General features: G+C 58.5%; 18 protein-coding genes. 7 read left to right on the top strand and 11 right to left on the bottom strand.

The genetic code is table 11. The features are described from left to right. From ACR0J2_RS19470 to ACR0J2_RS19445, 6 genes are all read right to left on the bottom strand, one after another. Window positions 1–768, bottom strand: coding sequence for an SDR family NAD(P)-dependent oxidoreductase (locus tag ACR0J2_RS19470; protein ID WP_480813532.1), 768 nt, complete (start codon window positions 766–768; stop codon window positions 1–3). Then, window positions 768–2,579: an IlvD/Edd family dehydratase gene (locus ACR0J2_RS19465; protein ID WP_480813622.1), complete on the bottom strand. Its 1,812-nt coding sequence runs from the start codon at window positions 2,577–2,579 to the stop codon at window positions 768–770. The genes ACR0J2_RS19470 and ACR0J2_RS19465 overlap by 1 nt, the downstream gene beginning before the upstream one ends. After that, complete coding sequence (gene melA, locus ACR0J2_RS19460; protein ID WP_480813531.1) at window positions 2,533–3,873, bottom strand: alpha-galactosidase; 1,341 nt, start codon at window positions 3,871–3,873, stop codon at window positions 2,533–2,535. The genes ACR0J2_RS19465 and melA overlap by 47 nt, the downstream gene beginning before the upstream one ends. Beyond that, window positions 3,870–4,718 (bottom strand): carbohydrate ABC transporter permease, encoded by an 849-nt coding sequence (locus tag ACR0J2_RS19455; RefSeq protein ID WP_170619379.1) that lies wholly within the window; start codon window positions 4,716–4,718, stop codon window positions 3,870–3,872. The genes melA and ACR0J2_RS19455 overlap by 4 nt, the downstream gene beginning before the upstream one ends. A 1-nt stretch (window position 4,719) precedes the next feature. Continuing rightward, window positions 4,720–5,655 (bottom strand): carbohydrate ABC transporter permease, encoded by a 936-nt coding sequence (locus ACR0J2_RS19450; RefSeq protein ID WP_480813530.1) that lies wholly within the window; start codon window positions 5,653–5,655, stop codon window positions 4,720–4,722. A gap of 85 nt (window positions 5,656–5,740) precedes the next feature. Then, on the bottom strand, window positions 5,741–7,000 hold the full coding sequence (locus tag ACR0J2_RS19445; RefSeq protein ID WP_170611203.1) for an ABC transporter substrate-binding protein: 1,260 nt from the start codon (window positions 6,998–7,000) through the stop codon (window positions 5,741–5,743). Window positions 7,001–7,140: 140 nt separating this feature from the next. Here ACR0J2_RS19445 and ACR0J2_RS19440 point away from each other — a divergent pair, with 140 nt between their 5' ends. The 7 genes from ACR0J2_RS19440 to ACR0J2_RS19410 all read left to right on the top strand — a co-directional run bounded on the left by ACR0J2_RS19440 (window position 7,141) and on the right by ACR0J2_RS19410 (window position 15,776). Continuing rightward, window positions 7,141–7,947 carry an IclR family transcriptional regulator gene (locus ACR0J2_RS19440; RefSeq protein WP_170611200.1) on the top strand — a complete coding sequence of 269 codons (807 nt, stop codon included), beginning with the start codon at window positions 7,141–7,143 and terminating at the stop codon, window positions 7,945–7,947. Next, window positions 7,944–9,002, top strand: coding sequence for an ABC transporter ATP-binding protein (locus tag ACR0J2_RS19435; RefSeq protein ID WP_480813529.1), 1,059 nt, complete (start codon window positions 7,944–7,946; stop codon window positions 9,000–9,002). The genes ACR0J2_RS19440 and ACR0J2_RS19435 overlap by 4 nt, the downstream gene beginning before the upstream one ends. Before the next feature lie 173 nt (window positions 9,003–9,175). Beyond that, window positions 9,176–10,135 (top strand): dihydrodipicolinate synthase family protein, encoded by a 960-nt coding sequence (locus ACR0J2_RS19430; RefSeq protein WP_170807605.1) that lies wholly within the window; start codon window positions 9,176–9,178, stop codon window positions 10,133–10,135. Continuing rightward, the gene (locus ACR0J2_RS19425) at window positions 10,126–11,058 is read left to right on the top strand and encodes a 4-hydroxyproline epimerase (RefSeq protein ID WP_170807606.1); all 933 of its coding nucleotides are present in this window, start codon (window positions 10,126–10,128) and stop codon (window positions 11,056–11,058) included. Before ACR0J2_RS19430 ends, ACR0J2_RS19425 begins: the two co-directional genes overlap by 10 nt. Next, the gene (locus ACR0J2_RS19420) at window positions 11,055–12,296 is read left to right on the top strand and encodes an NAD(P)/FAD-dependent oxidoreductase (RefSeq protein WP_480813528.1); all 1,242 of its coding nucleotides are present in this window, start codon (window positions 11,055–11,057) and stop codon (window positions 12,294–12,296) included. The genes ACR0J2_RS19425 and ACR0J2_RS19420 overlap by 4 nt, the downstream gene beginning before the upstream one ends. A gap of 9 nt (window positions 12,297–12,305) precedes the next feature. Further along, entirely contained in the window at window positions 12,306–13,331 is a 1,026-nt protein-coding gene (locus ACR0J2_RS19415) for a trans-3-hydroxy-L-proline dehydratase (protein ID WP_480813527.1), read from the top strand. A gap of 231 nt (window positions 13,332–13,562) precedes the next feature. Further along, window positions 13,563–15,776 carry an NADP-dependent isocitrate dehydrogenase gene (locus tag ACR0J2_RS19410; protein WP_480813526.1) on the top strand — a complete coding sequence of 738 codons (2,214 nt, stop codon included), beginning with the start codon at window positions 13,563–13,565 and terminating at the stop codon, window positions 15,774–15,776. 470 nt (window positions 15,777–16,246) lie between these two features. Here the strand turns inward: ACR0J2_RS19410 and ACR0J2_RS19405 are convergent, their stop codons facing one another. The 5 genes from ACR0J2_RS19405 to ACR0J2_RS19385 form a co-directional block, all read right to left on the bottom strand. Further along, a complete protein-coding gene (locus ACR0J2_RS19405) occupies window positions 16,247–17,356 on the bottom strand; it encodes a transporter substrate-binding domain-containing protein (RefSeq protein ID WP_170611179.1) in 1,110 nt (369 codons plus the stop codon). A 45-nt stretch (window positions 17,357–17,401) separates the two neighbouring features. Then, a complete protein-coding gene (locus ACR0J2_RS19400) occupies window positions 17,402–18,664 on the bottom strand; it encodes a type 2 periplasmic-binding domain-containing protein (RefSeq protein WP_480813525.1) in 1,263 nt (420 codons plus the stop codon). A gap of 22 nt (window positions 18,665–18,686) precedes the next feature. Continuing rightward, complete coding sequence (locus ACR0J2_RS19395) at window positions 18,687–19,472, bottom strand: PP2C family protein-serine/threonine phosphatase (RefSeq protein WP_480813524.1); 786 nt, start codon at window positions 19,470–19,472, stop codon at window positions 18,687–18,689. Between the two features lie 3 nt (window positions 19,473–19,475). After that, complete coding sequence (locus ACR0J2_RS19390) at window positions 19,476–20,525, bottom strand: FHA domain-containing protein (RefSeq protein WP_480813523.1); 1,050 nt, start codon at window positions 20,523–20,525, stop codon at window positions 19,476–19,478. Between the two features lie 209 nt (window positions 20,526–20,734). Continuing rightward, a complete protein-coding gene (locus ACR0J2_RS19385) occupies window positions 20,735–22,954 on the bottom strand; it encodes a protein kinase domain-containing protein (RefSeq protein ID WP_480813522.1) in 2,220 nt (739 codons plus the stop codon). Between the last annotated feature and the right edge of the window lie 279 nt (window positions 22,955–23,233).

The raw sequence follows: 23,233 nt of genomic DNA, 5'->3' as shown, positions 1-23,233 counted from the left end.
TCACCCCGTAACAACGACGCCGCCATCGACCACCATGCACTGCCCCGTCATCGCGCGGCTGGCGTCCGAAGCCAGAAACAGCGTAGGCGCAATCATGTCTTCCGGTGTCAGATGCTCTTTCAGACATTGGCGCTCCATATGTGCCGCCAAATCCTCGGGCGTGGCCCACATGTCCAGCTGTTTCTGCGTCAGAACCCAGCCAGGTGCCAGGGCATTGACCCGGATTTTCTGCGGACCCAACTCGCGCGCAAGCGACCTTGTCATCCCGGTGATCCCGGCGTTCGATGTGGTGTAGATCGGATATCCCGCGTTGCCCATCATGTAGCTGATTGAAGAGAAGTTGATGATCGACCCGCCGGCCTCCTGCATTTGCCGCGCGGCCTCCTGACAGGCGAAGTAATAAGCCTTGAGGTTTACCTCGATCATCCAGTCCCAGAACTCCGTGGTGGTTTCGGACAGTCCGTGCCGTTTGTCGTTCGCGGCGTTGTTGACCAACACTTTGATCGGCCCATTAGCCTCGGCGGCTTTTGCCATGGTCGCGTGCAGCAATTCGGTATCGGTGATGTCGCCCTGCAAGAACAGCGGTGCGCGCCCGTGCTTCTCGTGCATCTCGTCGACAAAAGCGCTGGCGTCCGAGCGGCCAATGAAGGCAACATTTGCGCCCTGTGCGAGGAACCCGTCGGTCAGGGACGCTCCGACGCCCGATCCGCCGCCGGTGATGAAAACGGACGCGCCGTTGAGGTCGTGAAATGTGGCGGTTTGGGTCATCAGTGGCTCTCTCGGGTCACAAGGCGGGTGTCTTTGCCGACAAGGAAATCAAGGTCTGCTCCCTGATCGGCCTGTAGCACGTGGTCGATATAAAGTTTCGCGTAGCCGCGGGTGTAATGGGGGTCGTCCGGTTGCCACGCGGCGCGGCGGGCGTCCAGTTCCTTTTCATCGACCAACAGTTCCAGTTCGCCCTTGCTGGCGGAAACCCGGATGCGATCACCGCTTTTGACCAAGGCCAGTGTGCCTCCGGCCTGCGCCTCGGGGCTGACATGCAGGATGACAGTGCCATATGCGGTGCCGGACATGCGGGCGTCGGAAATGCGGATCATGTCGCGCACGCCCTCTTTCACTAGCCTGGCGGGGATCGGCATGTTTCCGACCTCGGGCATCCCCGGATAACCTTTGGGGCCGCATCCTTTGAGGACCAGAATAGTTTCGGGCGTCACCGGCAGATCGTCGCGGTCGATATTGGCCTTCAGGTCTTCGATATTCTCGAAAACATATGCCTCGCCTTCGGTTTCAAGCAGAGCGTCCGTGGCCGCCGAAGGCTTCACGATGGCACCGTTGGGTGCAAGATTGCCGCGAAGAACCCGCAGGCCCGCGGCGGGTTTCACCGGATCGGCAAAGGGACGGATAACGTCTGTGTTGAAGCATTCGGCACCCTCGTAATGGGCGGAAATATCCTTGTTCAAAACTGTTCTGGCCGGGCGCAGAAAGGGTTTGAGCTCGTTCAGAACAACCGGAACGCCGCCTGCGTAACAGAAATCCTCCATCAAGTACTTTCCCGAAGGCATGCAGTTCACCAGCAGGGGAATTTCGGACCCGATCTCGAAATCCTTGAGTGTCAGATCCACGCCAACACGACCGGCCAGAGCCAGCAGGTGGACAACCGCATTGGTCGAACCGCCCACGGCGGCATTGGCAAGAATGGCGTTCTCGAACGCCTCTTTGGTCAGGATGTCCGAGGGTTTGAGGTCTTCGTCGACCATTTCGACAATCCGCTTGCCGGTCAGATGCGCCAGCGCCATGCGGCGGGCATCCACGGCGGGCAGGGCGGCGTTGGTGGGCAGCGACATGCCCATCGCCTCGACCAGAGACGCCATGGTCGACGCCGTGCCCATGGTCATGCAGACGCCGGCACTGCGGGACATGCCGGATTCTGCGTTCATGAAATCCTGCAGGGTCATTTCCCCCGCGCGTACAGCCTCGGAGAATTTCCACACGTCGGTGCCGGAACCGATATCCTGCCCACGATACTTGCCGTTCAGCATCGGGCCCGAGCTGACAACGATCGAGGGCAGATCAACCGAGGCCGCACCCATCAACTGGCCCGGCGTGGTCTTGTCGCAACCGCCCAACAACACGACGCCGTCGATGCCATAGGCGCGGATAGATTCCTCGACATCCATCGCCAGCAGATTGCGGAACAGCATGGCGGTGGGCTTCATCTGGGTTTCGCCCAGCGACATCACCGGGAATTCGACGGGAAAGCCACCGGCCTCCCAAACGCCGCGTTTCACGCCCTCGGCCAGATCGCGCAGGCCTGAATTGCAGGGTGTCAATTCAGACCAGGTGTTGCAAATGCCGATGATTGGGCGCCCGTCAAAGGCATGATCAGGAAATCCCTGGTTTTTCATCCAGGAGCGATGGATGAACCCATCTTTGTCGAGTTTTCCGTACCAGTGTTGTGAGCGGCGCTTTTTCATTTCTTGTTTTGCTTTTCGTGGTTCGGGTTGGGTTTGAGTATTTGTGAAAAGATGAAGGTCAGGCCGCGCGGGCCGGGCGGCACCAATCGGGAAGCCAGTCGGAATGGGCAGTCAGCAGATCGGTAACCAGGCCTCGGATCTGCCGCAGGTCCAGTTCCGCTGCGGTGTGTGGGTCCATCATGGCCGCGTGATAGATATGCTCCGGGTTCTGCTCGGTCAGGGCGCGGACGGTCAATTCCTGCACGTTGATCTGAGTGCGCATCATGGCGATCAGTTGTGGCGGAACATCAGCCACAATCGAAGGCTGAACACCGTTGCTGTCCACCAGACATGGCGTTTCCACCGCCGCGCCCAATGGAAGTTGCGGAATCTGGCCGGTGTTTGGCAGGTTGCCGTAGGCCGTATAAGGTTCGTCTGTGATGATGGCGTTCATGAGGTCGGCGGCGAATTCGTGACTGCGGATCACGTCTATGTTGCCCCCATCAGTCAGAGTTTTTGCCTTCTGCTGCCAATCGGCGATCTGTTCCTCGCACCGGGTCGGGTACTCGTCCAGCGGAATCGAGAACTGCTCGATCAGATCATCGCGCCCGTCCTTGATGAACCACGGAACGTATTCGGCCAGATGCTCGGAGCTTTCCGTGCAGAAATAGCCCAAATGGTCCATCACCTCGTAGCGTACCTTGTTGGGGCAACGCGGCATCAAAAGAGGGGCTTTGGGAAGCTTCCCGGTGGCGTAGCCTTGCCGCAGGGCTGGGTAGAGATCGCGCCCCTCGTACTCGAGCCGCAGGAAGAAGGCGACGTGATTGACGCCGGCCACCCGGTAGCGGATATCGCTTTTGGGCAAGTCCAGATCGTGGGCCAGTTCCTCGACCGTGTTCTGGACCGAATGGCAGAGGCCCACGTGTTTCAGCGTCGGGAATCTTTCCGCCAGGGCCCATGTATTGATCGCCATCGGGTTGACGTATTGCAGCAGCGTCGCGTCGGGACAAAGCTGCATCATGTCCTGCGCCACGTCCCAGAGAACCGGAACGGTCCGTAACCCGCGCATGATGCCGCCAACCCCCAGCGTGTCGGCGATGGTCTGACGCAAGCCGTATTGCTTGGGAATCTCGAAATCGGTGACAGTGCAGGGCTGGTATCCCCCGACCTGGAACGCGGTAATTACGAAATCCGCCCCATCCAGGGCCGACCGGCGGTCGGTGTGGGTGGACACGGTCGCGCCGGTTCCAACCGAACGGATCATCGCCCTTGCCACGGCCTCGCTTTCCGCCAGGCGCACCGGGTTTATATCCATCAGTGCAAAATGACTGTCGGCAAGCGCGGGGGTCAGCAGCGCGTCGCCCACGATGTTTTGCATGAAGATCGTGGAACCCGCGCCGATAAAGGTAATTTTGGTCATTTGACAGCTCCGAGGGTCAGACCCGCGATGAAGTGTTTCTGCATGAGGAAGAACATGGCCACAGGCGGCAAAGCGGCGACGATCGAGCCTGCGCTCATCAACTGGTAGGCGGCCCGGAACTGAGCGTTGAAACTTGTGATACCGGCTGTCACGGGCTGGCTTTCTGCGCCTTGGGTCAGTACCACGGCCCAGAAGTAGTCGTTCCAGATGAACGTGAAGATAAGGACGCTGAGGGCAGCGATAGCGGGTTTCATCAGCGGTAGGACGACGTACCAGAAGATGCGCCATTCGCTGATACCTTCGACACGGGCGGCCTCGATCAGTTCAAAGGGCAGGGCGCGGATGAAGTTGCGCATGAAGAGTGTGCAGAACCCGGTCTGGAAGGCGATGTGGAACAGCACAAGCCCGGTTTTGGTGTTGTAGAGACCCAGTTGCAGCGTCAGGTCGCGCACGGGAACCATCAGGATCTGGAACGGCACGAAGTTGCCAGCCACGAACATGAAGAAGATCCAGATGTTTGACTTGAATTTGTAGATCCCCAGCGCAAACCCCGTCATGCAGCTGAGCGCGACCGCTCCGATAACCGTTGGGATGGTGATCATGAACGAGTTCAGCAGATAGCGCGGCATGTCCGAGTTGAAGAATACCTGACCGTAGTTGAACGCGCCTTCAAAGCTGGAGGGCATGCCCCAGTAGTTTGCGTTGGTGAAATCCGCTGCCGGTTTGACGGAGAACAGCGCGACGGCCAGCAAAGGCCCCAGCCACAGAAGCAGCGCCAGGGGCAGCATGGCCTGATAGGTAATCTGCGCCGAGCGGGGTTGTTTTTCGATGGGTTTGGGAAACATCTCAGTGCCCCTTCTCTTCGCGGTACATTGACCAGAGGAAATAAGCGATGAAGCACAGCATGATCAGGAACAGGATGACCGCGATGGCCGCGCCGTACCCCATGCGGAAGCCGTATTCGGACAGGGCGACCTCGAACATGTAGTAAGCCAAGACACGGGAGGAACCGAAGGGGCCGCCCTGCGTCATGATTGAGATCAGGTCAAAGCTGCGCAGAGCACCGATAATTGTGACAACGAAGGCGATGAAAGTAGCGGGCCGCAGTTGCGGCAGGATGATGTGCCAGAGCATCCGCATGCCTTTGGCCCCATCAAGACGCCCGGCTTCGATCTGTTCGGGGTCCACGGCATTCAAACCGGTGAGATACAAGATCATGCAATACGCGGTTTGAGGCCAGAGGCCCGCCAAGATGATGCCATAGGTGACAAAACGTTCGTCTCCCAGGACATTCAGGGGTCCGGCGCCGAAAAACCCCAGGAACTCGTTGAGAAGTCCGAAAGTCGGATCGTAGAACCATGTAAAGACGAGGCCCACAACGACCTGAGAGATGACAAACGGGAAGAAGAAAAGCGACTTGTAGAGGCGAATGCCCCAGACCGTCTGGTTCAGGAACAGCGCAATGAACAAGCCGGCGGGAATCGCAGCCAGATACAGGATCAGCCAGATCAGGTTGTTTTTGAGAGAGATGTAAAATGCATCCCGGTCAACCCATTCCCAGTACAAATCCTCGTAGTTGCGGAACCCGACATATTCAGCCGCACCAAGACCGTCCCATTCATAAAGCGACAGGTTAAAGGACTGAAACACCGGAATGATCACATAGACCATAAAGAACAGCAGGCCGGGGGCCAGAAACAGCCAGGGCGCGATGCGCTGCTGATTTCTGTGAAACCAGCTTTCCTGTTCGGGGACGTCGACGGCAGACATGCGGATACTCATGGTTTAGGTGGAAGGAGCAAGGCGGGTTGGCACCCGCCTTACACAGGTTCAGGTGCAGGCCGGGCGTGTGCCCGGCCCGACCGGATTAGTTTTCGTAAATTCGCTCGCGCGCACGTTCCAGCTTGGCCAGGATACGGTCCAGATTGTCCGGTTTGACCATGAATTCCTGGAAGCCTTCCATGGACACTTTTGCCATTTCCGCCGGTGCATCCCGGTCCCAGAATTGCGCCACCCCGCCCGGGCTGTTCGACGACAACATCTGGAAGCCCTGCTGGAGGAACTTGTCATCATCCACCGAGGATTGTGCGTTTACCGGCAATTGCCCAAGGTTCGAGCCATTGTTGATTTCGGTCTGCTCTTCCGCAGAGACCACAAAGCGCAGGAACTCACGCGCTGCTTCCTTGTTCGATGCATTCGCAGGAATGTGGAATGTATCTGTCGGGGCATCTTCAGCCATTTCGACATCAGGGTTGATGGACACGAACTGGTAGAAGTCCAGCTGATCGTCGGTCAGGCCGCCATCCCTTAGCGGCGCGACGGCGAAATTCCCCATCAGATATGCAGCCGCTTCGCCGTTGACCATGAAGGGCAGGGCCTCTTGCCAGCTGTAGGTCTGGTGATTGTCGATGAATGCGCCCATGTCGATCAACTGTTTCCAGTTGGCGAAGGTTTGCTTGACCCGGTCGTCTTCCCAGCTGATTTCGCCATTGGCAAGCTGGTTGTGGAAGTCGAAGCCGTTGGTGCGCATATTCAGGTAGTCGAACCAGCCGCCTGCGGTCCACAGGAATTTGGTGCCGATGGTATAGCAGGCGCGGCCTGAGTCGACGATTTTCTGGCAGTTGGCCAGTTCCTCTTCCCAGGTGGTGGGTTCGCTAAGGCCCAACTCATCAAAGATGTCTTTGCGGTAATAAACGCCCCACTGGTAGTAGGTGTAGGGTACACCCCATTGCTTGTCATCGATGGTCATCGCGCCCTTGGTCGAGGCGAGGTTTTCAGCAATCTCAGGCTCGGCCCATAGGTCCGAAACATCCTCGAACAGGCCTGCTTCGACATATGGCTTCATACGGTTGGCGGCATACCACGTGGCGACGTCCGGCGTGTCGGCGGTCAGGAAGTTGCGGATTTGCGTCTTATACGCCTCGCGGTCGATCACTGTGGTTTCGATTTCCAGCCCCGGGTGCTTTTCAGCGAAGCGGCCGATCATCGCTTCCATCGTCGCGCGCGGCGCCGGGTTGGATGTGTCCAGGAAAATCCGCAGCTCACCAGTGAGTTCGGCATAGGCCGGAACGGCAAGTGCAACGCTCATGGCCAGTGCGGCCGTTGTGCGCTTGTAGATGGAATGCATGGTTTCCTCCCTTAGCTTCCACATTTAGGTTCCACATAGTGAAACTTAGTTTTATATATTGAAAACTACACATCGACTCGGTTAGTCTTGTCAAGACCCACGTGCTGTCGGCCGTGGGCAAACGGAGGAGAAAAGCGCCCGTGGCAGGTGAAGGAACAATTGGGAAAGCATGCGATGTGCTGGATCAGGTGGCTGCATTCGGACGCCCGGTCCGTTTCGCGGAGCTGCTGGACAACAGCAGTTTCCCCAAGGCGACGTTGTACCGGTTTCTGCAATCGCTGACCCACCAAAGGATGCTGTCCTACGATCCCGACCGTCAGACCTATGCACCTGGCCTGAGGTTGGTGCGGTTGGCGCATGATGCCTGGACCCAAAGCTCACTGGCCCCGATTGCCCGCCCGTTTCTCGACGCGCTAAGTCAGGAAACAGGGGAAACAGTTCACCTTGCACAGCTTGATTCCAGTCAGGTTTTGTATGTCGACAAACGTAACGCGGCGCAGCCGGTCGAGATGTTCTCGCAAGCTGGCAAAGTCGGCCCCGCATACTGCACAGGCGTCGGCAAGGCGATGTTGGCGCATCTGGATGATGAGGCGTTGACCAAGGCGGTGTCGCAACAAAGCTATCACCGGTTTACCGACAAGACACTGACCTCGGAACAGGCGCTACGCGCGGATCTGGAACTGATCCGGCAGCGCGGATATGCGATCGACGATGAAGAGCACGAGCCCGGCATCATCTGCATAGCATGCCCGATCCTGACTTCGGGCGGGCGCATGTTGGGCGCAATTTCCGTAACCGGTTTCACCGAACGGATGGATTTCACCCAGCTCGAAGCCTGGATTCCCCGTGTCCGCCATGTGGCCGATCAGATCGGCGCGGAAGCTCAGGCATGGCAATTCCCAGAATCCCGTAGGACCACCCGCAAAGACAGGATGCATGCGACATGACCGGAGTTACACTAAACGGCGCGATCAAGCGGTACGGCCAGACACAGGTTATTCACGGCATAGATCTTGAGATCGAAGATGGTGAATTCTGCGTATTTGTGGGTCCGTCAGGTTGCGGCAAGTCCACCCTTCTTCGCATGATCGCCGGGCTTGAGGAAACGACCGAAGGGCAAATCAACATCGGTTCGCGGGATGTAACCCATATGGACCCGGCCAAACGTGGCGTGGCAATGGTGTTTCAGACCTATGCTCTCTACCCGCACATGTCGGTGGCGGAAAACATGGGCTTCGGTTTGCGCATGAATGGCGTCTCGAAAACCGAAATCGACAAGAAGGTGCACGAAGCATCGGAAATTCTGAAGCTGGACCAGTACCTGAAACGCAAGCCGAAGGCTTTGTCGGGTGGCCAGCGGCAAAGGGTGGCCATCGGGCGCGCCATTGTTCGCGGGCCCGAAGTGTTCCTGTTTGATGAGCCGCTTTCGAACCTCGATGCCGAGTTGCGGGTCGAGATGCGGGTCGAGATTGCGCGACTGCACAACGAAATCGGCGCGACGATGATTTATGTCACGCACGATCAGGTCGAAGCGATGACCATGGCCGACAAGATCGTTGTGCTGCGGGACGGGCGGATCGAACAGGTCGGCGCTCCGATGGATTTGTACCGTGATCCGGACAATCGGTTTGTGGCCGGTTTCATTGGCTCGCCCGCGATGAATTTTCTGGAATGCGATGTCGTTGATGGTCAGGTCAGTCATCCTGCACTCAATCAGTCGATTCCGGTTACGGCGTCCGTGCCTTCGGGGGCCAACAAGGTCACACTGGGCATTCGGCCAGAGCATATCCAGATTGATCGCGGCAGCGAGACCTGCACCGTTGACCTGACCGAAGCGCTTGGCGGGGTGTCGTATTCTTACCTGGTAACGCCCAATGGCGACCGGTTGATTGTCGAAGAACGCGACGATCAACGCAGCACGCAGGGCGAGCGAATTGGCATATCGGTCCGACCTGACCGCGCATTACTGTTCGACCAGGAAACCGGGCAGCGCCTGCGCTGAATCTGACACCCAAACCCTGATCAAACAGCGCGTCGAGCCACCGGTTCGGCGCGTTTTGCTTTGGCGTAGAATTTTTATGGATTTTGTATCCAATATCCGTTATTTCGATTCGAAACGGCTCTGACCTGATTTCCTCCTGCCGTACGAAACGCTGCTTCCAAAGGATTTGCCCCATGCCAAAAAATGTCTTCACCGGCACCATGCCCGCCCTCATGACGCCCTGCACACCGGACCGCAAACCGGATTATGACGCACTGGTCCGCAAAGGTCAGGAGATGATCGATGCAGGGATGTCGGCGGTTGTCTATTGCGGTTCGATGGGGGATTGGCCCCTGCTGACCGACGAACAGCGGATGGAGGGGGTCGAGCGTCTGGTTGCCGCCGGACTTCCGGTTGTCGTGGGCACCGGGGCCATTAACACAAAATCCGCCGTGGCCCATGCCGCCCACGCGCAAAAAGTGGGCGCCGCCGGCCTGATGGTGATCCCGCGCGTTCTGTCACGTGGCAGTTCGCCGGCGGCGCAGAAGAACCATTTCAGGGATATTCTTACTGCGGCGCCCGACATTCCTGCCGTGATCTACAACAGCCCCTATTACGGATTCGCCACCCGCGCCGAGTTGTTCTTTGCGCTGCGGGCCGAACACTCCAATCTGATCGGGTTCAAGGAATTCGGTGGCAAGGACGATCTGCGCTACGCAGCAGAGAACATCACCAGTCAGGATGACAATGTGACTCTGATGGTAGGCGTCGATACCGAAGTCTTTCATGGCTTTGTAAACTGTGGCGCGACCGGTTCGATTACCGGAATCGGCAATGCGCTGCCGCGCGAGGCGCTGTTGCTGGCGGCGTTGTCGCAAAAAGCCGCCACCGGAAGCGCCGAGGCCCGTTTGCGCGCTCAGGAATTGACCGAGGCGTTCCATGTTCTTTCCAGCTTTGACGAAGGCCCCGATCTGGTGCTCTATTACAAGCATCTGTTAGTGCTGAACGGTGAACCGGAATACCGCCTGCACTTTAACGAAAGCGATGAGTTGAATGATGCACAGCGCAACTATTGTGAACAGCAGTATGAACTGTTCAAAAGCTGGTTCGCCGACTGGTCAGCGCAGGGCGGGGTGATCGCTGAATGCATGTGATCGACAGCCATACCGGGGGCGAGCCCACGCGGGTGATCCTGGATGGCGCACCTGATCTGGGCAATGGCCCCATGGCCGAACGAGCCCGGCGACTGGCGACCGAGCATGAGGAGTTTTACCGCTCCATCATGCTCGAGCCGCGCGGGCAACCGGCCATGGTTGGCGCATTGCTGGTCGAACCGGTTGATCCGACTTGTGTGACCGGCGTGATTTATTTTGACGTAGACGCGGTGCTTGGCATGTGTGGTCATGGCACCATTGGTCTGACCGTGACATTGGCCCACTTGGGTCGGATCGGGCAGGGCACCCATCGCATCGAAACTCCTGCGGGGGTGGTGACGGTCGAATTGCATGACGCAAACACGGTGACCGTCACAAACATCGAAAGCCGCCGGGTACAGCGCTCAGCCACCCTGGACGTGCCGGACAACGGGCCAGTGACGGGCGATCTGGCTTATGGTGGCAACTGGTTCTTCATTGTCGATCCCAGTCCAATTCCGGTTTGTGTCGGGAATATCGCAAAGCTGACGAACATGGCCGTCGCCATCCGCGAGGCTTCGATCGCGCAGGGTATTGGCGGCGAACGGGGTGAACCGGTTGATCATGTAATCTTTCAGGGAACGTCCTCGACGGATGGTGTGTACAGCCGCAACTTTGTCCTGTGTCCGGATGACAATTACGACCGCTCGCCCTGCGGCACCGGTAGTTCGGCACGGCTGGCCTGTTTGGCGGCGGATGGAAAACTGGCCCCGGGCGAGGAGATCGTGCAGGAATCTGTGATCGGAAGCACCTATCGCCTGTCTTATCAGCCGGGCCCGAATGGAGGTGTCATACCCTCGATTACCGGGCAGGCCCATGTCATGGCCGAGGCGAAGCTGATCTTTGCCGAAAATGATCCGTTCAAAGACGGGATTGCGACGTGACGCATTCGGACGTGGTGATAATCGGTGCCGGTGTCATCGGCATAACAACTGCGCTTGAGCTGCAGCGTCGGGGTCATAATGTCCGCGTGCTGGACCGCGAAGGCGTCGCGGCGCAGGCTTCTGCCGGCAATGCCGGAGCGTTTGCCCTGACCGAGGTCGAGCCGCTGGCGACGCCGGGCATCATGCGCAAGGCACCTAAATGGTTGCTGGATCCGCTGGGGCCTTTGTCAATTCCCCCTGCCTATGCCCTGCAGATCATTCCTTGGATGATGCGGTTCTGGCAGGCCAGCCGTCCGCGCCGGTATCACGAGCTTCTGGCCGCACAGGCGGGCCTCATGCGCCTGTCGGGCGCTGCGCTGGAGCGTCTGATTTCGGACGTCGATGGCGAGGCGCTGATTCAGCGGGATGGTCAGATGCAGCTTTACGAAGGCGAGGCAGAGTTTCGTGCCAGCCTGCCCGGATGGGAAACACGCCGCCGTCACGGGATCGCGTTTGAACTGCTGGAAAACCGTGAAGCCATTGCCGAGTTGCAGCCTGGTCTCAGCCCCCGCTTTACTCATGCCGGTTTCACACCGGGTTGGATGAACACGGTCGATCCAAAAACTTGGGTAGGCCATCTGGCGCAAGCGTTTCTGGATCGCGGCGGCCGGATCGAGCAAATGGAGATTCGCGCCGTTACTCCCCGGGACACATCGGTGCAACTGAGCCATGCCGGTGGAACGGTTGAGGCCGACAAGGTTGTCGTCGCTTCCGGTGCGTGGTCGCATGAACTGGCGCGCACTCTGGGCGATCACATCCCTCTGGAGACCGAGCGCGGGTATAACACGACCCTGCCCGAGGGCGCCTTCGATCTGCGGATGCATCTGACCTTTTCCCGCCACGGATTCGTGGCCAGTCGCATCAACGGCGGCGTGCGCATCGGGGGTGCTGTCGAGCTTGGTGGGCTGAAACTGCCACCGAATTACCGGAGGGCGGAAACCCTTTTGCAAAAGGCGACGCAGTTCCTGCCGGGGCTCAGGACCGAAGGTGGTACGCAATGGATGGGATTCCGCCCGTCGCTACCGGACAGTATTCCGGTGATCGGCCCTGCACGCCGTTCCCGCAATGTGATTTATGCGTTTGGCCATGGTCATCTGGGTTTGACACAGTCAGCAGGGACCGCTGAAATGGTCGCCGACCTCCTTGTCGATGATACTCCTGAGATTTCCCCTGATCCTTTTTCTGCTACCCGGTTTTAAGGAGCCCTCATGCGCAGCGTGAAGACAATTCATGTGATTTCAGCCCATGCCGAAGGCGAGGTCGGGGATGTGATCGTTGGCGGTGTCGCGCCGCCGCCGGGCGACACGCTGTGGGACCAGCGTTCGTTCATCGCAAAAGATCAGACCCTGCGAAATTTTGTCCTGAACGAACCGCGGGGCGGAGTATTTCGGCATGTAAACCTGCTGGTGCCGCCCAAACATCCTGACGCTGATGCGGGATTCATCATCATGGAACCTGAAGATACGCCGCCGATGTCCGGATCGAATTCGATCTGCGTATCGACCGTGTTGCTGGATGGCGGCATCGTCCCGATGCAGGAGCCCGAAACCCATCTGACGCTGGAGGCGCCTGGCGGCCTGGTCCGTGTCCGGGCCGAGTGCGAGGGCGGCAAGGCCAGACGTATCTTTGCGCAGAACCTGCCCAGCTTTGCCGACAAGCTTGGCGTTCCACTCGAAGTTCCGGGCGTGGGAACGTTGCAGGTCGATACGGCCTTTGGAGGCGACAGTTTCGTCGTCGTCGATGCCGCCGCTCTGGGCTTTGAGATCACCGAAGACGAGGCGCGTGATATCGCGCGTATGGGTGTTGCAATCACAAATGCGGCGAATGAACAGATTGGTTTTTCCCATCCCGAAAACCCGGATTGGGATCACATCTCCTTCTGTGCCTTCTGCGGTCCTTTGGAGGAAGCTCCCGAAGGGGTGCGCGGCAAGTCCGCCGTGGCCATTCAACCGGGTAAAGTCGATCGCTCACCCACCGGCACGGCGGTCTCGGCACGCATGGCGTTGATGGCCGCCAAAGGACAGATGCAGGTCGGCCAAACGTTCGAAGCCATTTCCATCATCGGTTCGCGTTTTACCGGTCGAATCGTCGAGGCAACACGGCTTGGCGATCGCGCGGCTATTGTCCCGGAGATCAGCGGCCAGGGCTGGATTACCGGCATTCACCAACACATGCTGGATCCCGATGACCCTTGGCCGGGCGGCTATCGTCTGAGCGACACCTGGGGCGTCTGAGGCAGCAAGGCCGACCCTTTTTCTGCGCCGTTTCATCTGGTTCACCCAACCCCGTGTCAATTTGCGCGCGTTCCGGTGATTGATCCCGGGGCCATCCTGTTTTATGGGAGGCCCTGTCAAATCAGAGTAACCAAGGGGCAGCATCCTGATCGTGCCCCTGCCGCGCCACGTTGATGTGGCATCAACTCTTGGATCGCACGCCCCTGAAAGGCTTAAAAAAGGTAAGGGAATATGGCAGAAAAATCGAACTTCGATATATTGTATACCATTGTAGACGAAGCGCCGGAGCTGGCGAGCGCATCGTTCCTGCCCATCATTCGCAAGTTCGCTTCGGCCGCTGGCGTGAGTGTCGGCACCAAGGATATTTCGCTGGCGGGCCGCATTCTGGCAACCTTCCCCGAGAACCTGACCGAAGATCAGCGTATCACCGATGATCTGGCCGCACTGGGTGAGCTGGTGAAGACGCCGGATGCCAATGTGATCAAGCTGCCGAATATCTCGGCGTCGGTCCCGCAGCTGGTTGCAGCCATCGAAGAGCTGCAATCGCAGGGCTACAATATTCCGGACTACCCGGAAGAGCCTTCGACTGACGAGGAAAAGGCGATCCGCGCACGTTATGATGCCATCAAAGGTTCGGCTGTTAACCCGGTACTGCGTGAGGGCAACTCGGATCGTCGCGCGGCCCGTGCGGTCAAGAACTACGCTCAGAAGAACCCGCATTCGATGGGTGAGTGGGTGTCGGACAGCAAAACCAAAGTGTCTTCCATGTCTGGCAACGATTTCTATGCGAATGAGAAATCGGCGACTATCACGGCTGCTCAGGCGGGTGATGCCAAGATCGAATTTGTTGGCAAGGACGGCAGCGTGATCGTTCTGAAAGATGCCTGGCCTCTGGCCGAAGGCACTGTTGCCGACGCGACCTTCATGTCGGTTAAGGCGCTGTCTTCGTTCCTGGCGGACGCCATCGAGGACACTAAAAAAGATGGCACCATGTTCTCGCTGCACATGAAGGCGACGATGATGAAGGTCTCGGACCCGATCATCTTCGGCTATGCGGTCAAGGCATGGCTGGCACCGGTGTTCGAGAAGTTTGGCGCGGAACTGGACGCTTTGGGCGTGAACCCGAACTCTGGTCTGGGTGATCTTCTGGATCGCGTGAAGGGCAACGCCGACATCATGGCCGCAATCGACGCGATCAAGGCGGACCGTCCGTCGATGTACATGGTCGATAGCGACAAGGGCATCACCAACTTGCACGTCCCGTCGGACGTGATTATCGACGCGTCGATGCCCGCCGTGATCCGTGCAGGCGGCAAGGGCTGGGACGAAACCGGCGCGAAGGGTGACACCAACTGCGTGATTCCCGACCGCTGCTATGCTCCCGTCTATGATGAGGCCATCAACTTCTTCAAAGCCAACGGCGCACTGAATCCGGCAACAGCTGGTGCCGTGGCCAACGTGGGTCTGATGGCGCAGAAGGCGGAAGAATACGGCTCGCACCCGACCACCTTCCAAGCACCCGCCGATGGCACGATCCGTATCGTATTGGCCAATGGTGAGACGCTGCATTCGCATGAGGTCGAAAAGGGCGACATATGGCGGTCCTGCACCGTCAAAATGGCTCCGATCGAGAACTGGATTGAGCTGGCGATGGACCGTCAGCGCCTGACCGGTTCCGAGGCGATCTTCTGGCTGGACGCAAACCGCGCCCATGACGCAGAGCTGATCAAATACGTCAAACCGGCGCTTGAGGCGGCTGGCGTCGCGGACAAGTTCCTGATCATGGCCCCGCGTGAGGCGACCCGTCAGTCGCTGGAGACCATTACAGCAGGCAAGGATAGCATCGCGATCACCGGCAACGTCCTGCGTGACTACCTGACCGACCTGTTCCCGATCCTTGAACTGGGCACGTCGGCCAAGATGCTGTCGATCGTCAAACTGATGAATGGCGGCGGTCTGTTTGAGACCGGTGCGGGTGGCTCGGCGCCCAAACACGTGCAGCAGTTGGTGGAGGAAAACCACCTGCGCTGGGACTCGATGGGTGAGTTCTGTGCGCTGGGTGAATCGCTGAACTTCCTGGCCGACAGCAAGGGCAATACTAAGGCCGGGGTTCTGGGTGCTGCAGCCGAAGCCGCGACGCAAGGCATTCTGGACAACAACAAATCGCCCAGCCGCAAGGTTGGCCAGCCCGACAACCGCGACAGCCACTACTGGTTTGCACGATATTGGGCCGAGGCGCTGGCTGCGCAATCCGATGACGCCGATCTGGCCGCCGAATTTGCCCCGGTTGCCAAAGAACTTGCCGACAAGGAAGAGCAAATCCTGTCCGAACTGGCTGCGGCGCAAGGCGCGCCCGCCGATCTGGGTGGATACTATCACGCAGATCCGACGAAGGCAGCCGCGGTCATGCGCCCCAGCGCGACGTTGAACGCCATTATCGGGTAAAACTATCCAGGGCCGCGCGTACCTGTGCGGCCCTTTACGGATAGTAAATATCCAATGAGCCAAGTAAAAAGGGACTGACCCCCAAAGTCAGTCCCTTTTCAAGTGAGTGGAGAGGCTCAGGCCTCACCGGTGCTGTTGGGGTCAGAATATCAAACCCGGCAGCTTCCGATATTGGGGGTTTCCCGTAGTTGGGGTGTTTTTTGCCCGTCCGAAAGCAGACCGAGTGCCGTTATTTGGATATTGGCGCTGGCAGGCTGAGATAATGCTGCCGCTTCATTTCCCGCCGTCCGACGGTCACCGTGTCCAGAATAATCCCGGATACAAAGGACAAAAAGGCGATCAGCTTAGGCTTCTTTCAGTTCCGTGATGCGGCGCCCAACCACCATGTCCAGGCCAGGGCACTGGGTTATCACGAACAAAAAAGGGGCCGGTTGCGGAACCGGCCCCAGTGTATCAGCTGAACCGAGGGATCAGTTCGAAGCTGCCATAAGTTTCTCGTTGTGCTCGCGCAGCGTGTCAGAAACGATGGCGTACCATTCGCCGGATTCACGCATTTCGTTCAGGCCCTTGTTCAGCATCGCCAGATACTGCTTGCCGAACGGGTTGCTCCGGTGGCTGATGAAGCGCAGCGAAGACAGCGAGGTCACGAAGGGGTTTTCCACCATGTCGTTCTGGTTCAGGCCCATTTCGACCATGGTGTCCGAGAACAACTGAACTTCGAACGTCGCGACGTCGGCGGTACCTGTCAGAACAGCGTCGAGGCATTCGCGCGCGGTGATGGGTTGCATCAGGGTCATGGATTCGCCGTTGTGCAGGCCTTCCTGTTCCAGATCGTGGATGAACCAGCCGTCCATGCGGCAGATGGTGGACCCTTTCAGCTCTTCGAAAGTTGTCGCGCTTGCATAGCTGCTTTCCGGCAGGGTGTAGAACCCGACCACGATGTCATAAACCGGAACGGACGAGTCGAACTGGGTGCAGCGCACTTCAGTTTCCCACGACCATTCGTAGGTGCGGTTGGTGCAGTCGGGCATGTTCCACGCCATGGATACGTCAAACGCCCCCAAAGGCAGCAGCGTTTCCAGGTGCGAGTTCCAGTCGTCCACGAAGCTGACCGAATAGTCGCGGGCGTTGCCGCCACGCTGCAGGGCAGTGGTGCCCAGGCGGGTGATTGCACCGCCGCCGTTCAGCGATTCATCGGCAAACGGTGCCCAGCCATTGCCGGTGACCAGTTTGATCGGCGGTTGGTAGACGCTCGACCGCTTTACGCTGGCCGCGCGCTGTTCTTCCGCCGCGATGATTTCCTGTGCGGTCTGACCGTTGGGCAGGCTGCCGTCCTCACAGGGCAGGGCCAGAACCAGGCCCGGTTCCAGTGCGTTCGGGTTCGTAATGACGTTGCGGTTCGCGTTGAAGATCGGCTGATAGTTCGACGTTCCATAAGCCGCGATGGCGATGGTTGCCATCGTATCGCCATCCTCGACGGTGTAGTTGGTACAGGCTTCCTGTGCCGCCGCCGCGGTTGCGCTCAGTGCTGTGACAGCGGTGGCCGACATTACCACTTTCTTCAGATCAATATTAAACATGTCCACTTCCTCCAGACTTTCTTGTGTGTCAGGCCGATTGCGGCCTTAGCCATTTTCCATTTGGTGACGCAGGGCGGTCGACACGATGTCGCGCCATTCGCCCGATTGCTGCATGATTGCCAGACCCTGGTTCAGCGTCTCAAGGATTGCCTCCCCGTCAGGATTGTCCTTGTGGGTCATGATGTTAAGCGACTTGATCGCCGCCAGATTGGGGTTTTCGATGATGCGGTGTTCGTAACCCAGCCGACCGATTGCCTCGACCGCCAGGTGTGCCTCGATGGCGACGATGTCGGCGGTGCCTTCCATGACGGCGTGAAAGCAGTCATCCGGCGAAACCGGACGCATCAACTTGATCGCCGGCTCGTAAAGGCCGACCGTATCCATGTGCGACAGAGACCAGCCTTCGGGGCGGCAGATCGTGGTGCCCGCGAAATCCGCGTAGGTCAGTGTCTGTTCATAGCCCGAACCTTCGCGGGCGAAGAAGGTGTCAACAACTTCGTAGAACGGGTTGGAAAAATTGTAGGTCTCACACCGCGAACGGTCCTTGTCCGAAAGGGCTTCGGCCTCTTCGCAATTGGGGCGCGACCAGGGGAATGTCGCGTCAAACGCCAGCGTCGGCATCAGCAGATCCAGATGCGACGACCAGTCGTTGACGAACTGGATCTTGTAGGATTGCTCGGGCGCGGCCCGCAGCATCGCGGTTTCGACCAGATAGGTATATAGCCCGCGGTTCGGCAGCGCCTCATCCGTGAAGGGTGCATAATTTCCGCCGGTGATCAGCAAAATCTGGCGATCCCGAACCTCGGGCTGCTTATTGTCGCCAGCGTTGCGGATCAGCGCTGCAGCTTCGGCGCGAGCGGCTTCAATTTCTTCCTTGGCCGCTGCTTTGGCCTCGATCACAGCGTCTTCGCTGGCCTTCTTGGCTTCGGCTTCGGCTGCTGCAACGCGGGCTTCGGCGTCGGCAACGGCTTTTTCGGCCCGCTCTTCTGCGGCTTTCACCAACTCGGCAGCCATTTCCGCGGCGATGCGTCCGGCTTCGGTATCCGGCACTGCTGCCTCGCGTCCGACCTCTTCAAGGCAGGGGAAAGTCAGAATATCGCCGACCCGAATGATGTTCGGGTTCGAGCCGATGACATCCCGGTTCGCGTCGTAGATAAACCGATAGTCTTCAGTCGAATAAACCTGTATCGCCAGTTCCCGCAGGCTGTCGCCTCGCTGAATCTCGTAGGTACTGCACGCCTCTTGCGCCGAGGCCGCGCCCGTCGCGGCTGCGAGAGCCAGACTTGATATGATCAGATGGTTTCTCATGGGTCCTGTTGCTTTGCCTATGTTAGGGTGTTGCCGGTTTCACCACGGCGATTGATACGTTGTCCTGATCGGGGTCGTTCTTGGATTGCAGGGCGCGAAGCAATGCATCGGCCAGATCCTGTGCCAAGGCCTGCGCATTGTCGGTCACGATGGACTGAATTTCCGCGTCGTTGAGGTATTGCAGCCCATCGCTGCCCAATATCAGGATATCGGCAGCTTCGAGTTTCAAAGGCTGTTCAGGACAATCGACTTTGGGAATAGCGGCCCCCATGACTACTGAAGTCAGTTGATTGCGGTCAGGGTGAGCCTGCGCTTCGGCCAGGGTCAGAGCACCTTCGGCGGCTTGTGCGTCAATCACAGGTGCCATCGAGTGATCCTCATTTATCTGGGTCAGCTGGCCATTCCGGAACAAATAAAGCGGACTGTCACCGATCGAAATCCAGAACGCGCGTTGGCCCAGCAGCAGAAGACCAAGCAGGGTCGAGCCCATGTTGAATCCGTCGCCCTGTTCTTCGCTGTGGTTGGCGATTGCGGCATTGGCCTGCATGGCGGCCAGAGGCAGGGCGTCGATCAGGTCAGCTTCGCTTGGAGTGTCCGTCTCAAGCTCGGCGTCCAGTGCCCCGCGCCAGGCGGCGATCACCAACTCCGAAGCTATTTCACCTGCAGCGTGACCGCCCATTCCGTCGGCTACGACAACATAACCTGCGTTGCACGCGTCAAACATGCGCGATGCAATCGCATCTTCCTGCGTGTCGCGCTGACCCTGATCCAGGATCAGTGCAATATCATATGCCGGGGTCGCCAGCATCTATCAGGAATCCCGCCAGTCAAAGCCGTCATCACAGAAAGCAGCGAAACGGATCGAAGTTTCGCTGATCCGGATCAGGTCGCCGCTGGACAGAGCCACAGTGCTGAGCACCGGCTTGCCGTTCAGGCGCACCAGATTGGCCTTGCCGCCGTGCCCCAGGTAGCATTTGCGATCTTCGGGGTCATAGGCGATCACGGCGTGGTTGCTGCGCGAAATACCTGTGTCGCCGAAGTCCAGCTGAATGGCCTGATCGTCATTGCGGCCGATCTGCATCAAGCCTTCAGTCAGCGTGATGCACGCACCACGACCTGGGCCGGATGTGACAACCAGCCAGCCAACAGGAAAGGTCTCCTGAGCAGCTTCGGAATTGGCGACCGGTTCGGCCGTTTCCATCAGGTCCTGCACATGTGTGTCGGCGCGCTCAAACCCCAGGAAGGTCGTCTTCACGCGGCTGCGGCGATCATCGGCGGCAACGGGCGCTGCCGGGGTTTCCTCGACCTCCGGGGCCTGTGCAACTTCCGTTTCAGGCACCTGGACGATTTCCGGTTCGGCGACCTGCATCACTTGAGGTTCGTGTGACTGCACGGCTTCCGGTTCCGGCTGAATTTCCGGCTCTTCAGGGTCTTCGATTACTTCAACTGCGGCTTCGTCGGCCTCAGGGGTTTCTTCAACCGCCTCAACTTCGGTAACTTCAGTCGTCAAGTGCAGAGTTACAACTTGATCATCCTGTGCCACTTCGGGTTGTGGGGCTTCCGGTTCTGCGACCGCGTCTTCTACTTCGACCTGCGCCTCGTCATCCGAGGAGTCCACTTCAGTTTCGCCTTCAGCGAAATCTGGCATCTTTTCTTCAGGGATCAGTTCGTCGGCTTCTTCGTAGCTTTCGGCCGAGAGGTTTCCACCGCCCAACGCTGCGCGCAGTGCGTTGAAGTCCGCGATCGGCTGCTTGTTTTCCAGCCTTTCTTCCGCCGGGGCGGCAACGTCTTCGGTTTCGGCTTCTCTTGCTTTGCCGGCACCTTCGAGAAGCCGGCTGAGAGGGCTTTTATATTTGAACATGGTGTCGACACCTTTGACTTTGGGCACAGGACGACTGTCCCGCGCGGCTGCTACTCACCTCCGCGCAACATGCGCAGCGGCACCTACGATTTGAGAAACCAGAGAACTAACTTAACTTTCCGCGACGGGCCGGTTCCCGTCAGGGTTGCGGGTTTGGCCCGCGACCCTCAGCAAACACACACTGGCAGATCACATTTCAAACTGTCCGATCACTCCCTCGCCAAAGGCATGGTGGCAGACGTGTCCGCACCGTTGCGCAACACAGTCAGCCGTGCCTGGGGCTGATTTTCCGAGATCAGATCGGCCAGTACAGCATCCAGGCTTTCCGGGCCGTCAATGGCCAGACCGGTATGCGTTTCATTCCGCAGAATATCCCCTTGCCGAAGGCCGCCTGCTTCACCTGCAGGGGCACTGGTGACAACCGTCTGCCAGCCGTCACCGTTGTGACGGATATCAAAGGCAAACCCATTCTCCAGCCCGAGCTTGCGATGAGCAGGCAACGCCAGCAATCCGTTCTGAGCGCGGGTCTTGCCCAATGGGCGATAGCGTGCAGATACGCGGATATAGCCGTCCGGATCGACCTTTAGGTCATCCAGAACTTGGGCGGCAAACGTCACATCCGAGCGTACTGGGTTGCCATTCAGTGTGAAAATCGCGGCACCGCGTTGGACCCATTCACCGATGACGCCCATGTCAAGCGACGGATCAACCTCGGTAACGGCGATCACGTTACCGGTTGAGGCGCGGCGTTTGGCGGTCGCAAAAGGAATTTCTACGTCCCAATGAGCGAATGCAACTTGCGTTTCAGCGAGGTTAACCGGTGCCGCCGGGGCCGCGGGTGTTTCTGTTTCCGCTGTTCCCTCGGCGGTCTTTGCTTCGGCCTCGTTCAGGGCCGCCGGTTTGGCCTGTGTCTGCTCGACAGGCTGCTCCTGGGGGTCTTCTTCCTGTATGGTGACGGGTTCGGCAGGTGTGACAACTGCTGTTTCCGTTTCGGTCTGAGCGGTCTCGACTGCGGTGGTGTCTGCACTGACCGGCGCCGCAACCTCTGGGGGTTCTTCGACTGGGGCGGCTGCAACTTCGGTCTTTTCTTCGACGGGTTCCGCGGCAACTACCGCAGGTTCCGCCGTTTCGGCCGCAGGTGTGGCTGTTTCCGCGGTGCTGGAGATATCGGTGCCCTTATTGCTCTCCATAAAGATGTAGCCACCTGCCGCAAGTGCTGCGACTACGGCAAGGCCGGCAATCATTTTGCCGCTGCCGCCTGACCGGTTTTGTACAACGGTGTCTACCGCAACCGGTTCGTCGGCCTTGGGCGCGAATTTGGCCAGATCTTTGTCATCGTCATTGCCGATGACGATGTCCTGGTTGCCCGCGAGCAGGGCGGTAACCACCGCCTCGGCATTTTCGCTTTCGGCCTTGATGCGGGCTTTTTCTTCCTCGTCATCTTTGCGGTCCATGCCGACGATGACCGACACAGGGCGATAGGCAAAGCTGTCGAACATCACGCTCGGGCCACGGAACATCCGCAACCACTCCAGCGCGTTTTGCAACCGGTCCGTGGCGTGAACTTCCATCGCCTTGTCAATCGCTTCCAGAAATCCCTCGGGATAACCTTCAAATTGCCCTGACAACGGAGTGTAAGGGTCATCCTGGCTGCTGTTGAAGGCGTTCAGGCGGGTCTGGCCATCTATGGGGCGTTCGCCACTGATCGCGTGGTACAGGGTCGCCGCAAGAACATACAGGTCGCTGCTTGGGCCTTGCTCGGCCCCGCGCACATAGAATTCGTGGGGGGAATAGCCGTCCTTGATCACCCGAAGCGTCAGAAGAGCCGCGCTCTGATGTGCTGCCTGTTCCCGGGCTGCACCAAAATCGATCAGAACCGGATCGCCATTTTCGTCGATCAGAATGTTGTCGGGCGAGATGTCACGGTGCAACATGCCGCTTTGGTGAATGAAGGACACGGCCGACAGCATTTTTTCGGTGACCTGAACGATAAAGTCGGGCCCGCCATCGTTTTCCGGGTTCTCGACGTAGTCCAGCAGGTCGCAACCCCGGATCAGGTCCATGGCGATATACGCGGTGTCATTGTCTTCGAACACCTGATGCACATCGACGATATTGGGGTGGACAAGCCGCGCGTGGTTGCGGGCTTCCTGAATGAACAGGTCGATGATCGCGCGCAGATCTTCCTGATATGAAGGGTCGTTGGGTTCCACCAGATCGCCATTCCGGCGGCAAAGGGCACCGGGATAGCATTCCTTGATCACCACATCGCGCTCCAGGCTGTCGCGCGCCAGATAGGTGATCCCAAATCCGCCGTTGCTGAGATAGCGAAGGATTTCATACTGACCGCGCAACAGCTTTGCGCCCGGTTCCAATCCTTCAATTTTCGGTTCGTCGTGCGATGCACCGACTGCCTGGTTGCGGCTCATTCTTTCCACCCGTTCTAAACTTTGCGGCGTAATGACAACCGGGCAAATGGCCCTCGAACTCACAACCAGAAACAACCGCAGAACACTTGAGAACGGTTAGACGTTTCAAATTTGACTTTATTGGGGCCACCTGATGGCTTCACTAAGGATCGTTTTTGATCAAAAACTACATACAGTAGCAGAGGCGGGTGTTGTAGCTATATGTTGTGTTCCAGCTCGTCAAGCGTGTGAACTGATCGTCCGCTAAACGCTCTTGGTCCACGAATTAGAAACAATAAA

Source organism: Ruegeria sp. CG4 (assembly GCF_056537185.1).
Note: the sequence above shows the minus strand (reverse complement) of the source record. Positions and strands in the feature narration are given on the sequence as shown.

Excerpts from the sequence above, each read along its gene's own strand:
- ACR0J2_RS19470 (WP_480813532.1), bottom strand. The coding sequence starts at position 768 with ATGACCCAAACCGCCACATTTCACGACCTCAACGGCGCGTCCGTTTTC.
- melA (WP_480813531.1), bottom strand. The coding sequence starts at position 3,873 with ATGACCAAAATTACCTTTATCGGCGCGGGTTCCACGATCTTCATGCAA.
- ACR0J2_RS19455 (WP_170619379.1), bottom strand. The coding sequence starts at position 4,718 with ATGTTTCCCAAACCCATCGAAAAACAACCCCGCTCGGCGCAGATTACC.
- ACR0J2_RS19450 (WP_480813530.1), bottom strand. The coding sequence starts at position 5,655 with ATGAGTATCCGCATGTCTGCCGTCGACGTCCCCGAACAGGAAAGCTGG.
- ACR0J2_RS19445 (WP_170611203.1), bottom strand. The coding sequence starts at position 7,000 with ATGCATTCCATCTACAAGCGCACAACGGCCGCACTGGCCATGAGCGTT.
- ACR0J2_RS19435 (WP_480813529.1), top strand. The coding sequence starts at position 7,944 with ATGACCGGAGTTACACTAAACGGCGCGATCAAGCGGTACGGCCAGACA.
- ACR0J2_RS19430 (WP_170807605.1), top strand. The coding sequence starts at position 9,176 with ATGCCAAAAAATGTCTTCACCGGCACCATGCCCGCCCTCATGACGCCC.
- ACR0J2_RS19425 (WP_170807606.1), top strand. The coding sequence starts at position 10,126 with ATGCATGTGATCGACAGCCATACCGGGGGCGAGCCCACGCGGGTGATC.
- ACR0J2_RS19415 (WP_480813527.1), top strand. The coding sequence starts at position 12,306 with ATGCGCAGCGTGAAGACAATTCATGTGATTTCAGCCCATGCCGAAGGC.
- ACR0J2_RS19410 (WP_480813526.1), top strand. The coding sequence starts at position 13,563 with ATGGCAGAAAAATCGAACTTCGATATATTGTATACCATTGTAGACGAA.
- ACR0J2_RS19405 (WP_170611179.1), bottom strand. The coding sequence starts at position 17,356 with ATGTTTAATATTGATCTGAAGAAAGTGGTAATGTCGGCCACCGCTGTC.
- ACR0J2_RS19400 (WP_480813525.1), bottom strand. The coding sequence starts at position 18,664 with ATGAGAAACCATCTGATCATATCAAGTCTGGCTCTCGCAGCCGCGACG.
- ACR0J2_RS19395 (WP_480813524.1), bottom strand. The coding sequence starts at position 19,472 with ATGCTGGCGACCCCGGCATATGATATTGCACTGATCCTGGATCAGGGT.
- ACR0J2_RS19390 (WP_480813523.1), bottom strand. The coding sequence starts at position 20,525 with ATGTTCAAATATAAAAGCCCTCTCAGCCGGCTTCTCGAAGGTGCCGGC.
- ACR0J2_RS19385 (WP_480813522.1), bottom strand. The coding sequence starts at position 22,954 with ATGAGCCGCAACCAGGCAGTCGGTGCATCGCACGACGAACCGAAAATT.